11 protein-coding genes are annotated in these 12,848 nt (G+C 72.9%); 9 read left to right on the top strand and 2 right to left on the bottom strand.

What is annotated here, in order from left to right:
* The first annotated feature begins 125 nt into the window (after window positions 1-125).
* The 9 genes from ACWGE1_RS11350 to ACWGE1_RS11310 all read left to right on the top strand — a co-directional run bounded on the left by ACWGE1_RS11350 (window position 126) and on the right by ACWGE1_RS11310 (window position 9,513).
* A complete protein-coding gene (locus ACWGE1_RS11350) occupies window positions 126-896 on the top strand; it encodes a GntR family transcriptional regulator (protein ID WP_453420269.1) in 771 nt (256 codons plus the stop codon).
* 41 nt (window positions 897-937) lie between these two features.
* On the top strand, window positions 938-1,165 hold the full coding sequence (locus ACWGE1_RS11345) for a 4Fe-4S dicluster domain-containing protein (protein ID WP_393852541.1): 228 nt from the start codon (window positions 938-940) through the stop codon (window positions 1,163-1,165).
* 14 nt (window positions 1,166-1,179) lie between these two features.
* A complete protein-coding gene (locus tag ACWGE1_RS11340; protein WP_453420268.1) occupies window positions 1,180-2,535 on the top strand; it encodes an ABC transporter substrate-binding protein in 1,356 nt (451 codons plus the stop codon).
* A complete protein-coding gene (locus tag ACWGE1_RS11335) occupies window positions 2,532-3,458 on the top strand; it encodes an ABC transporter permease (protein WP_453420267.1) in 927 nt (308 codons plus the stop codon). The genes ACWGE1_RS11340 and ACWGE1_RS11335 overlap by 4 nt, the downstream gene beginning before the upstream one ends.
* Complete coding sequence (locus ACWGE1_RS11330; protein WP_453420266.1) at window positions 3,455-4,294, top strand: ABC transporter ATP-binding protein; 840 nt, start codon at window positions 3,455-3,457, stop codon at window positions 4,292-4,294. Before ACWGE1_RS11335 ends, ACWGE1_RS11330 begins: the two co-directional genes overlap by 4 nt.
* 11 nt (window positions 4,295-4,305) lie before the next feature.
* A complete protein-coding gene (locus ACWGE1_RS11325) occupies window positions 4,306-7,032 on the top strand; it encodes a fumarate reductase/succinate dehydrogenase flavoprotein subunit (protein ID WP_453420265.1) in 2,727 nt (908 codons plus the stop codon).
* A gap of 89 nt (window positions 7,033-7,121) precedes the next feature.
* Complete coding sequence (locus tag ACWGE1_RS11320; protein WP_453420264.1) at window positions 7,122-8,096, top strand: hypothetical protein; 975 nt, start codon at window positions 7,122-7,124, stop codon at window positions 8,094-8,096.
* 99 nt (window positions 8,097-8,195) lie between these two features.
* Window positions 8,196-8,804, top strand: coding sequence for a hypothetical protein (locus ACWGE1_RS11315; protein ID WP_453420263.1), 609 nt, complete (start codon window positions 8,196-8,198; stop codon window positions 8,802-8,804).
* Between the two features lie 109 nt (window positions 8,805-8,913).
* Window positions 8,914-9,513, top strand: coding sequence for a Uma2 family endonuclease (locus ACWGE1_RS11310; protein WP_453420262.1), 600 nt, complete (start codon window positions 8,914-8,916; stop codon window positions 9,511-9,513).
* A 66-nt stretch (window positions 9,514-9,579) separates the two neighbouring features.
* Here the strand turns inward: ACWGE1_RS11310 and nuoN are convergent, their stop codons facing one another.
* Together nuoN and ACWGE1_RS11300 are read right to left on the bottom strand one after the other, a co-directional pair.
* Window positions 9,580-11,226, bottom strand: coding sequence for an NADH-quinone oxidoreductase subunit NuoN (gene nuoN, locus ACWGE1_RS11305; RefSeq protein ID WP_453420282.1), 1,647 nt, complete (start codon window positions 11,224-11,226; stop codon window positions 9,580-9,582).
* Between the two features lie 5 nt (window positions 11,227-11,231).
* A complete protein-coding gene (locus tag ACWGE1_RS11300) occupies window positions 11,232-12,848 on the bottom strand; it encodes an NADH-quinone oxidoreductase subunit M (RefSeq protein ID WP_453420261.1) in 1,617 nt (538 codons plus the stop codon).

Below are 12,848 nucleotides of genomic sequence, written 5' to 3'. Positions count from 1 at the left end.
GGGGGGGTGGCTTATCTTCCCCCCCCCCCCCCGAAACCGCAGCTCAGAGCCCTGCGGAAGCGCCATCAGGTGGCGCAACACTGCAGCAACACCACCGGCGCCGGGCCGCCGGTACGTTCCCTGCCATGCCAGCCGAACGAACCGCCACGCACACCGTCCCGGTCGCAGCCGCGCGCCGGCGGCGACTGCGCGCGGACCAGGCGCGGCAGCTCGCCGACCTGCTGCGCCACCAGATCCTGGCGGGCGGCTACCCCGGCGGGGTCCTCCCCCTGGAGAGCGATCTCGCCGACGCGTACGGCGCCGGCCGCAACACCGTCCGCCAGGCCCTCGACCTGCTGCGCGGCGAGCAGCTCGTGGAGCGGCGCCCGGGCGTGGGCACCGTCGTGGTCTGCGAGAAGTACCCGCACGGCCTCGACCGGCTGCAGGGTCTGGCCGAGACCCTGAACGAGCACGGCCGGGTGACCAACGAGGTCCGCACGGTCGGCCCCGTACGCGCCCCCGCCCCGGTCGCCGGGCGGCTCGGCCTGCCCGAGCACGCGGACGTCCTCTACATCGAACGGCTGCGGCGCCTGAACGGGCTGCCGCTCTCCCTCGACCTCACCTACGTCCCGATGGACATCGGCGCCGGACTGCTCGGCTGCGACCTGGAGAACACCGACGTCTTCCGGCTCCTGGAGCAGCTGACCGGGCAGCCGCTCGGCCACGCCGAGATCACCCTTGAGGCCGTCAACGCCGACGCGCACTCCGCCGCCGTCCTGCAGGCCCCGCGCGGGGCGGCCGTCCTGATGCTGGAGCGGCTCACCCACCTGGGCGACGGCCGGCCCGTGGACCTGGAGTTCATCCGCTTCCGCGGCGACCGGATCACCATGAGCGGCCTGCTGCGCCGCTCCCTCTGAGCCCTCCGACACCGAACGCACCCACATTCCTGGAGACAGCCATGCCCGTGGTCCCCCAGCGCGGCGACGTGCCCGTGACCATCGACGAGTCCCTGTGCATCGACGGCTGCACCCTCTGCGTCGACATGTGTCCGCTCGACTCGCTCGCGATCCGCGAGGACAACGGCAAGGCCCACATGCACGTCGACGAGTGCTGGTACTGCGGCCCGTGCGCCGCCCGCTGTCCCACCGGCGCGGTCACCGTCAACATGCCCTACCTGCTCCGGTGAAAGGTCCCGTCCCCATGCGCACGACCCGCACGAAGGCACTCGCGCCCGCGGCGCTCGCCCTGCTCCTCGCCCCGCTGGCCACGGCCTGCTCGGGCTCCGCCGGCGCCGCCGGCTCCAAGACGGTCACCGTGACCGTCGGCTACCAGTCCAAGACCATCAACACCGTCACCGCCGGCACCCTGCTGCGCTCCCTCGGCTACTTCGAGCAGGAGCTCGCCGCGCGCGGCAGGAAGGACGGCGTCACCTACAGGGTGGACTGGCAGGACTACGCCACCGGCGCCCCGATCACCGCCCAGATGACCGCCGGGAAGATCGACATCGGCTCGATGGGCGATTTCCCGCTGCTCATCAACGCGGTGCGCGGCAAGGAGCTCAAGCAGCCCACCCGCCTCGTCTCCGTGACCGGCTACAACCTGCGCGGCGGACTCAACACCGTCGTCACGGCCCCGGACTCCAAGCTGGAGTCCCTCGCCGACCTGCGCGGCAAGAAGGTCTCGACGAGCGTCGGCTCGGCGGCCGACGGGACCCTGGTACGGGCCCTGCAGCGCGCCGGGATCGACCCGTCGGCCGGCATCGAGAAGCTCAACCAGCAGCCCAGCGTGGGCGCTTCGGCGCTCCAGGCGGGCAGCGTCGACGCGCTCTCGCAGTTCGTGGCGTGGCCGGGGCAGCTGGCTTACGAGGGCCGGGCCAAGGCCCTGTACGACGGCGCCGAGTTGAACCTGCCGACCTTCCACGGGGTCACCGTGCGGGAGAAGTTCGCCCGCGAGCGGGCGGGCGTGCTGGACGACTTCCTGCGGGCGCAGCGCCGGGCCACCGACCACCTGCGCACGGAGCCGGTCGCGGCCGCCGAGTCGGTGGCGAAGGAGACCGGGCTGCCCGCCGAGGTGGTGTACCTCTACAACGGGGCGAACGGCATCGCCACCTTCGACCCGGCCCTGCGCCCGGAGCTGATCGACGCGCTGAAGCAGGACGTGCCGGTGCTGAAGGACGCCAAGCTGGTCGGCGACGTGGACGTGGACGCCTTCGTGGACCCCGAGCCCCTCGAGCGGGCGGCCGCCGAGACGGCGGAGTACCCGAAGGCGGTGGCGGCCCGCCCCGAGCTGTGGCTGAAGGGGCAGGCCCGCACCCAGTCCTTCGACTCCCCGCGCGAGCTGCTCAGGGCGGTGCACGGCGCGGACGTCCGGGCGGCGTACGTGCCCGACGCGGTGACCGGGACGCTCTGGTTCGCCGACAGGGCGGTGTGGGTCGCCGAGGGAACGGAGCTGCGCGCCTTCGTCACGCCCGCGGGCGCGAAGGCGTACGTCGAGGCGCACCAGGGGTCCGGGGCACGGATCGTGAGCTTCGCCGAGGCCGGGGCCCTGGCGTCATGACGGGCGGCCGCCGGCTGCTGAGGGCGGCCTCGCTCGGCGCGGCCCTGCTCGTGTGGCAGGGGCTGACCTCGCTGGACGTGAACCTGTGGCTGCGCTTCGAGCAGTTCCCGACGGTGGGCGAGGTCGCCGGGGCGTTCGCCGAGCGGGCCGGGACCGGACCCTACTGGCAGGACCTCGTCTCCAGCCTGCGCCGGATCGTGACGGGCTTCGCGCTCGCCGCGGTCCTGGGGGTGGCGGTCGGCACGGCGATCGCCCGGTCGCGGATCGCGGCGGACGTGCTGGGCCCGCTGCTGGAGGTGTTGCGGCCCGTCCCGGCCATCGCCCTGGTCCCGGTGGCGATCCTGCTGTTCCCCACCAATGAGCAGGGGATCGTGTTCATCACCTGCGCGGCCGCCTTCTTCCCGGTGCTGGTCTCGACGCGGCACGCGGTGGGGGCGCTGACCCCGGTGTGGGAGGAGGCGGTCCTGACCATGGGCGGCGGGCGCGCCCGGATCCTCTTCTCCGTGGTCCTGCCGGGTGCCCTGCCGGGCATCTTCGGGGGCCTGTCGGTGGGGATCGGGGTGTCCTGGATCTGCGTGATCTCGGCCGAGATGATCTCCGGCGAGTACGGGGTCGGCTACCGGACCTGGCAGGACTACACGGTGATCGACTACCCCGGGGTCTTCGTCGGCATGGTCACCATCGGCGCGCTGGGCTGGCTGACCTCCACCGCGGTGGAGCGGGCGGGCCGCCGCCTGACTCGGTGGCTCCCGGCGCGCGACTCCTCCGGCCCCGTGCCGTCCTCGGCCGCCCGCACCCGTACGTGGCGGCGCCCCGGCCGATCGCCCCGGGCCCCGCACCCGGCCGCGGCCCGGGCCGGCGCGACCGGCCCGCGTCCCGGATCGGGGGCCCTTCCCGAGCAGACCCGAGAGGTGACCCCATGAGCCTGACCCAGGCAGATGCCCGAACCGGTCCCGGCGCCGCCGCGCACCCCGCGCCGCACGGGGCTCGGCTCGCGCTGCGCGGCGTACGGCTCGGGCACCGGGGGAACGCGGTGCTCGACGGGGTCGATCTGACGGTCGAGCCCGGGGAGGTGCTCGCCGTCGTGGGCCCGTCCGGCTGCGGCAAGTCCACGCTCCTGCGCACCCTCGCGGGGCTGCTGCCGCCGCTCGACGGCCTGGTGGAACAGGACGGCGCCCCGGTCCGCGGCCCGGACGCCGGCCGGGCGCTGGTCTTCCAGGACGACGCCCTGCTCCCCTGGCGCACGGTCCGGGCCAACGTCGAACTCCCGCTCGCCATCGGGCACTCGCGGGGCCCGTCCGAGGAGAAGGGCGCGGCGCCCGACCGGCACGGCCGCTCCCCCGTGTTCGATCCGTCGCGTGCCGCCCGGCGGGCCCGGCGGCGGACCGCCGAGCAGTGGCTGGAGCGGGTCGGCCTGGCCGGGCACGCGCACAAGTTCCCGCACCAGCTCTCGGGCGGGCAGCGCCAGCGCGTGCAGCTGGCCCGCGCCCTTGCCGCGCGCCCCCGCGCCGTCCTCATGGACGAACCCTTCGGGGCGCTCGACGCCCAGACGCGAGCCGAGATGCAGGACCTCCTCGTGGACGTCCTCGCGGGCACCGGCGCGACGGTCGTCTTCGTCACCCACGACGTGGACGAGGCGCTGTTCCTGGGCGACCGCGTCGCACTGCTCGGCACCGCGCAAGTGCTCCCCGTACCGCAGCCGCGGGACCGCGGGGCCGCGCACGCCGGGCTCCGGCAGCAGATCATCAACTCACTCTGAAGGGCCGCACCATGGACATCCCCGCGATCGGCGACGCCGAGGAACTCTCCTGCGACGTCCTCGTCATCGGCGGCGGCACCGCCGGCACGATGGCGGCGCTGACCGCCGCGGAGCGCGGCGCGCGGGTCCTGCTCCTGGAGAAGGCGCACGTACGCCACTCCGGGGCGCTCGCCATGGGCATGGACGGGGTCAACAACGCCGTCGTCCCGGGCCGCGCCGAGCCCGACGACTACGTCGCCGAGATCACCCGGGCCAATGACGGCATCGTCGACCAGTCCACGGTCCGCCAGACCGCCACGCGCGGGTTCGCGATGGTGCAGCGCCTGGAGGCGTACGGGGTGAAGTTCGAGAAGGACGAGCACGGCGAGTACGCGGTGCGCCAGGTCCACCGCTCGGGCTCGTACGTGCTGCCCATGCCCGAGGGCAAGGACGTCAAGAAGGTCCTCTACCGGCAGCTGCGCCGCCGCGAGATGCGCGAGCGGATCCGGATCGAGAACCGGGTGATGCCGGTACGGGTCCTGACCTCGCCCGAGGACGGCCGGGCGATCGGCGCGGCCGCCTTCAACACCCGCACCGGGGCCTTCGTGACCGTGCGCGCCGGGGCGGTGATCCTGGCGACCGGCCCCTGCGGACGGCTCGGACTGCCGGCCTCCGGATACCTGTACGGCACGTACGAGAACCCGACCAACGCGGGCGACGGCTACGCCATGGCCTACCACGCGGGCGCCGCGCTGACCGGGATCGAGTGCTTCCAGATCAACCCGCTGATCAAGGACTACAACGGGCCGGCGTGCGCGTACGTCGCGAACCCCTTCGGCGGCTACCAGGTCAACCGGCACGGCGAGCGGTTCGTGGACTCCGACTACTGGTCGGGGCAGATGATGGCGGAGTTCGCGGCCGAACTGGCCTCCGACCGGGGCCCGGTGTACCTCAAGCTCAGCCACCTGCCGGAGGAGTCGGTGGCCTCCCTGGAGTCCATCCTGCACACCACCGAGCGGCCGACGCGCGGGACCTTCCACGCGGGCCGCGGCCACGACTACCGCACCCACGACATCGAGATGCACATCTCGGAGATCGGGCTGTGCGGCGGCCACTCGGCGTCGGGCGTCCGGGTCGACGACCACGCCCGCACCACGGTGCCCCGGCTGTACGCGGCCGGGGACCTGGCGTCCGTACCGCACAACTACATGATCGGGGCGTTCGTCTTCGGCGATCTGGCGGGCGGGGACGCGGCGCGGTACACGGCGTACGAGGGCGCGCTGCCCGCCGACCAGCTGGCGGCGGCCCACGAGCTGATCTACCGCCCCTTGCGCAATCCGGACGGGCCGCCGCAGCCGCAGGTGGAGTACAAGCTGCGGCGGTTCGTGAACGACTACGTGGCCCCGCCGAAGACGGGCGCGAAGCTCTCGCTCGCCGTGGCGGCCTTCGACCGGATGACCGGCGAGATCGAGGAGATGGGCGCCACCACCGCGCACGAGCTGATGCGGTGCGCGGAGGTGTCCTTCATCCGGGACTGCGCGGAGATGGCGGCCCGCTCCTCCCTGGCCCGTACGGAGTCCCGCTGGGGCCTCTACCACGAGCGGCTCGACCACCCGGAGCGCGACGACTCGGGCTGGCTGCACCACCTTGACCTGCGGAAATCAGCCTCGGGGGCGATGGAGTTCACCGCCCGGCCGGTGGAGCCGTACCTGGTGCCGGTCGACGGGTTCGCCCCGGCCGGCGGCCCCTCGCGGAACCTGGGCGAGGTCGCCCTGGTCCCGGTGGCCACGGCGGGTGCCCGCGAGGCGGCTCCTGCGGCCCGCGCGCATGCCTCCCCGGTCCCCGACGGCCCGGACGCGGTACCCGCGGCCCCGCACGGCTCCGGTTCCTCGCCCCGGATCCTCGAACTCCTCGCCCTGGCCGAGGAGTCGCCCGACCTGGCCGCCCTGACGCCCTACCTGGCCGACCCCGATCCGGCGGTGCGGGCCGCCGCCGTGGCCGCGCTCGGCGAGACCGTGCCGGCCGGCGCCGGACCCGCGCTGGCCGCGCGCCTCGCCGATGAGGATCCCGTCGTACGGGCGGCCGCCGCGGCCGCGCTGCGCGAGCTCGTGGAGGTCCTGCCGGGCGGGCCGGAGCTGGGGGCGGGCCTGCGTGCCGCCCTCGCCGTGCCCGACCCCGCGGTGCACTCCGCCGCCCTCGAAGCCCTGCGGGCGCTGCGGCTGGGCGACGCCGGGCTGTACGCCGCCTCGCTGGCGGACGCCGACCCGGAGGTCCGGATCCACGCGGTCCGGGGGCTCGTCTCGGTGGACGCGGTCCCGGAGCTGGCCGCGGCCGCCGCGGACCCGGCCCGCGAGGTACGGGTGGCGGTGGCCAAGGGCCTGGCCTCGGTGCACGCCCCGGCCCCGGCCCCGCTGGACCCGCTGCTGGCCGACGCGGACCCGCTGGTGCGGGGGGCGGCGCTGGCGGCCCTGGCCCGGGCGGGCTGCCCGGCGGGGTACGCCGGGACGGCGGTGGCGGCCCTGGGGGATGCCGCATGGCAGGTGCGGTCCGGGGCGGCCGCGGCACTGGCGGCCGCCGCGGCCGGGGTGGCCGTACCGGCCCTGGCCGGGGCGCTGGCCGACCGCAACGCCGACGTCCGCAAGGCCGCGGTCCTCTCCCTCCTCGCCCACCGGGACACCGCCGAGGCCAGGGCGGCCCTCGCCACGGCGGTCACGGACCCGGACGCGGACGTCCGCGCGTACGCCGGTCGGGCGGCCTGAACCCGGCGCCCGGGGCGGCCCTTCCCCCTTGACCCTCACACGGTGTCAGGCGGTCACGTGGACCCCACGTTCCGAGGAAAGGCTGCGTCATGCTCGACTACGTGGGGTCCGGCCCCTACTGCTACACCCACTCCCTCGCGATGGTGCTCGGGCCGGGCGCGCCCTCGCCCGCCGTGATCGAGACGCTGACGGGATCGCCGTTCGGCATGCAGTTCATCGCGGGCGCCCTGCCGTTGTTCGATCCCTTCGGATGGGACCCGGAGCTGGGGCTCGACTCCGCGATCGAGCTGCTGGGGTGGCGGTGCGAACGCAGCGCAGGCGGAACACGGCAGGAGGCGCTGGAGCGGTTGCGGGCCGCCTGCCGACGGGGGCCGGTCCTCGTCGGGCCGGTGGACATGGGGCTGCTCCTGTACCGGCCGGGGACCCCGTGCGCCGACGGCGGCGACCACTACGTCGTGGTCCTGTCGGCCGACGAGGAGCGCGTCCGGCTCCACGACCCGCAGGGACACCCGTACGCCACCCTGCCCACCGGGGCGTTCCTCGCGGCCTGGGCCGCCGAGTCGGTCGCCTACACCGATGCCCCGTACGTGCTGCGCACCGGCTTCGTGCGCGAGCGGGAGGTCGGCGGGGCCGAGGCGCTGCGGGACTCGCTGCCCGGGATGGTGCAGTGGCTGGCCGGCCGTCAGGACCTGCCGGTGCCGCCCGGTTCGGTGGGCGGGGCCGCGGCGGCGCAGGAGCTGGCCGCCCGGCTGTCCCGGGGACTGGATCCGGGCATCCGCACCCTGCTCACGATGTTCGCGGTCCGGGTCGGTGCCCGCCGCCTGAGCGACGCGGCGACGTGTCTCGCCGCGCTGGGTCTGGCCGGGCCCGCGGCCGTCGCGGTGGAACAGGCCGAGATCGTGGGCGAGTTGCAGTTCCTGCTGGTCACCGGCGACGACGCGGCCGCCGCCACGGCACTGCGCCGCCTCGCACCCACGTACGAACGCCTGCGTGCGGCCCTGGTCGCCGAACTGACCGTCCCTGACGGTGCCGTTCCCGGATCCGGATCCGGGCACACGGTGTAGCCCGCGGTCCGCCGCGCCCCCGTTTGGGGGTGCGCGGCGTGCAGGGCCCGCGGGGCGCCGGGATGGTGGACGGAAAGACCGTCAACGACAGGAGTCCCCATGTCGCCCCGTGCCCGCAAGGCCGCCCTCGTCATCACCGCCGCCGTGTCGCTGGGGCTGGCCACCGTGGCCCCGGCGCACGGGGTGGAGGGCCCCGCGCCCGACCCGCGCAACGCGAAGGCCATGCGGGACATGGCGAAGGCGATCGCGGCGACGGCCAAGTACGCGGACGAGCGGGAGGCCCTCAAGGACGGGTACGTCCCGCACGGCGAGGAGTGCATGACCAACCCGTTCGGGGTGGGCGCCATGAACTACCACTACGTCAAGCAGGCCAACTGGGGCTCGAAGGACCCCGCGAGGCCGACCGCGCTCCTCTACAGCAGGGAGAAGGACCGGGACGGCCGCCGCAGGCTGGAGACCGTGGAGTGGATGTCGACCGACCGGGACCAGAACCTGAAGACCTCCGACGACCGGCCGAGCATGTTCGGTCTGCCCTTCGACGGACCCATGCCGGGCCACTGGGCGGGCATGCCCAAGCACTACGACCTGCACCTGTGGGCGTACAAGGAGAACCCGGCCGGCCGCTTCCACAACTGGAACCCGGCCCTGACCTGCCCGAAGAAGGCCCCCACCCCGGGCAAACCGGCCCCCCACGCGCACGGCCACTAGTCCGCGCCCGCCGGTACGGTCAAGTGCCAAGCACATATGACTCACCCGTAAGGACGGCTCTCGCGAGAACTCCGGCGATACGCTGGTCGCACTCGCGAGACTGCGGCTCATGGGAGCACTGATGAACCCGGAACACAGCTGGCCGATCCCGCCCCCGGGCGGCTGGACTGCCGACGACCTGGACACGCTTCCGAATCTGCCTCCGCACACGGAGCTGATCGACGGGAGCCTTGTTTTCGTGAGTCCGCAGACCCGTTTCCACCTGCGAGCTGTGAACTTCTTCGAACGGCAACTGGAGTCCGTCGTGCCGGACGGACTGGAGGTGTTGCGGGAGTTCACCATCGACATCGACCGTCACAACCGTCCGGAGCCGGATGTGATCGTCGTCCCGAAGGAACCCGAGGAGGATCCGGACCAGACCCGGCTTCCCGCCGGTTCCGTCCGGCTCGCGATCGAGGTGGTGTCCCCGGAATCGGTGGCTCGCGACCGTGAGGCGAAGCCGGTCAAGTACGCCCGCGCCATGATCCCGCATTTCTGGCGGGTGGAGAACAAGGAGGGGCGGGCCGTGGTCTACGTCTACGAACTCGAACCTGCGACCAGGGTGTACGTCGCCACCGGCATCTTCCACGACCGGCTGAAGGTTTCCGTACCCTTCCCCATCGACCTGGACCTCAACCAGATCATGCCTGCACGCCGCAGCACCGGCTGACGCCCCGGCGCACCAGGGCCCGGCTCCCCCGAAGGGGGCCGGGCCCTGTGTCGTGCGGCGAACCGGTCAGCGGACGAAGGTGCTCGCCTGTCCCGCAAGCTCCAGGAAGTACTGCGGGGCCAGGCCCAGGACCAGGGTGACCGCGACGCCCACCGCGATGGTGGTCATCGTCAGCGGCGAGGGCACCGCCACCGTCGGGCCGTCGGCCTTCGGCTCGCTGAAGAACATCAGGACGATCACCCGGATGTAGAAGAACGCGGCGATCGCGGACGAGATGACACCGATCACGACCAGCACCCCGGCGCCGCCCTCCGCCGCCGCCCTGAACACGGCGAACTTCCCGGTGAAGCCGGAGGTCAGCGGGATGCCCGCGAAGGCGAGCAGGAACACCGCGAAGACGGCCGCCGTCAGCGGTGACCGCCGGCCCAGGCCCGCCCACTTGGACAGGTGGGTCGCCTCGCCGCCCGCGTCGCGCACCAGCGTGACCACCGCGAAGGCGCCGATCGTCACGAAGGAGTACGCGGCCAGGTAGAAGAGGACCGCCTGGACCCCCTCCGCCGAGGTCGCGATCACACCGGCCAGGATGAAGCCGGCGTGCGCGATCGAGGAGTACGCCAGCAGCCGCTTGACGTCCGTCTGGGTCACGGCGATCACCGCGCCCGCCAGCATCGTGACGATGGCCACCGCCCACATCACCGGACGCCAGTCCCACCGCAGGCCCGGCAGGACCACGTAGAGGAGGCGCAGGAGAGCACCGAAGGCGGCCACCTTCGTCGCCGCCGCCATGAATCCGGTGACCGGGGTCGGGGCGCCCTGGTAGACGTCCGGGGTCCACATGTGGAAGGGAACCGCGCCGACCTTGAAGAGCAGGCCCATCAGGATCAGCGCCCCGCCGATCAGCAGCAGCGCGTCGTTGCCCATGGTGGAGGCCAGCGCCGGGTCGATCTTCGTGACCGTGCCGTCGACCACGTCGGCGATCACCGCGTACGAGACCGAGCCCGCGTACCCGTAGAGCAGCGCGATGCCGAAGAGGAGGAAGGCGGAGGAGAAGGCGCCCAGCAGGAAGTACTTCACCGCGGCCTCCTGCGACATCAGCCGCTGGCGGCGGGCGACGGCGCAGAGCAGGTACAGCGGGAGGGAGAAGACCTCCAGCGCGATGAACAGGGTCAGCAGGTCGTTGGCCGCCGGGAAGATCAGCATCCCGGCGATCGCGAACAGGGCCAGCGGGAAGACCTCGGTGGTGGTGAAGCCCGCCTTGACGGCGGCCTTCTCGCTGTCGCTGCCCGGTACGGACGCCGCCTGGGCGGCGAAGGAGTCCACCCGGTTGCCGTGCGCGGCGGGGTCGAGGCGCCGCTCGGCGAAGGTGAAGACCGCGACGATCGAGGCCAGCAGGATGGTGCCCTGCAGGAAGAGCGCCGGGCCGTCCACGGCGATGGCGCCCATGGCCGCGATCTGGGCCTTGGTGGATCCGTACCCGCCGGCCGCAAGGCCGACGACCGCCGCGAAGGCCGAGGCCAGCGCGGCGACCGCGAGGAACACCTGGACGTAGTAGCGGGCCTTGCGGGGCACGAATGCCTCGACGAGGATCCCGAGGACCGCCGCGCCCACCACGATCAGCGTGGGCGCGAGCTGCGCGTACTCGATGGTCGGTGCCGGGATCCGGTCGGCCGGTGCCTCGGCCGCCAGTGTCCACAGGCTGTGGGCGGAAGTCAGTGTGCTCACTTCGCCGCCTCCCCGTTCTTGGCTTCGACGTCGACCTCGGGCTTCGGGTCCGTCTGCTTCACATCCGACATGGTGTGCTCCACCGCCGGGTTGACGATGTCGGTGAGCACCTTCGGGTAGACGCCGAGTCCGATCAGCAGCGCGATCAGCGGGGCGACCACCAGTACCTCCCGCAGGCGCAGGTCCGGCATGGTGCGGACCTCCTCCTTCACGGGACCGGTCATCGTGCGCTGGTAGAGCACCAGCGTGTAGAGCGCCGCCAGCACGATGCCGATCGTGGCGATGATGCCGATGACCGGGTACCGGGCGAACGTGCCGACCAGGACGAGGAATTCACTGACGAAGGGTGCGAGGCCCGGCAGTGACAGGGTGGCGAGGCCGCCGATCAGGAAGGTGCCGGCGAGGACCGGGGCCACCTTCTGGACACCGCCGTAGTCGGCGATGAGCCGCGAGCCGCGCCGCGAGATCAGGAAGCCGGCCACCAGCATCAGCGCCGCCGTCGACAGGCCGTGGTTGACCATGTAGAGGGTGGCGCCGGACTGGCCCTGGGAGGTCATCGCGAAGATGCCCAGGATGATGAAGCCGAAGTGCGAGATCGAGGCGTAGGCGACCAGCCGCTTGATGTCGCGCTGGCCCACCGCGACCAGCGCGCCGTAGACGATGCTGATCAGGGCGAGTACCAGGATCACCGGGGTGGCCCACTTGCTGGCGTCCGGGAAGAGCCCGAGGCAGAAGCGGAGCATCGCGAAGGTGCCGACCTTGTCGACGACCGCGGTGATCAGTACGGCGACCGGGGCGGTGGACTCCCCCATCGCGTTCGGCAGCCAGGTGTGCAGCGGCCAGAGCGGGGCCTTCACCGCGAAGGCGAAGAAGAAGCCGAGGAACAGCAGCCGCTCGGTGTTGGTCGCCATGTCGAGCGTGCCCGCGGCGCGCGCGGCGGTGATCTCCTGGAGCGAGAAGTTCCCGGCGACCACGTACAGCCCGATGACTGCGGCCAGCATGATCAGGCCGCCGACCAGGTTGTAGAGGAGGAACTTGACCGCCGCGTAGCTGCGCTGCGCGGCCGCGTTCTCGTCGCTGCCCGAGTGGGCCCGGTCCCCGAAGCCGCCGATGAGGAAGTACATCGGGATGAGCATGGCTTCGAAGAAGATGTAGAAGAGGAAGACGTCGGTGGCCTCGAAGGAGATGATCACCATCGCCTCGACCAGCAGGATCAGGGCGAAGAAGCCCTGGGTCGGCCGCCACCGGTAGCTCTTGCCCGCGGCGGAGCCGCTGTCGGACGCAGCCAGGGGGTCGGCGTCGTGCCAGCCGGCCGCGATCACGAAGGGGATCAGGAGCGCGGTGAGCCCGATGAGCACCACCCCGATCCCGTCCACGCCCAGCTCGTAGCGGACGCCGAAGTCGGCGATCCAGGGGCGGGATTCGGTGAGCTGGTAGCGGTCACCGCCCGGGTCGAAGCGGACCGCGACGAGCACGGCCAGGGCCAGGGTCGCCAGCGAGAAGAGCAGCGCGAGCCACTTGGCGGCGGTCCTGCGGGCGGCCGGGACGGCCGCCGTCAGGATCGCGCCGACCGCGGGGACCGCGGCCGTCACCGTCAGAAGCGGGAAATTCAT

Source organism: Streptomyces sp. NPDC054932 (genome assembly GCF_053610205.1).
Note: the sequence above shows the minus strand (reverse complement) of the source record. Positions and strands in the feature narration are given on the sequence as shown.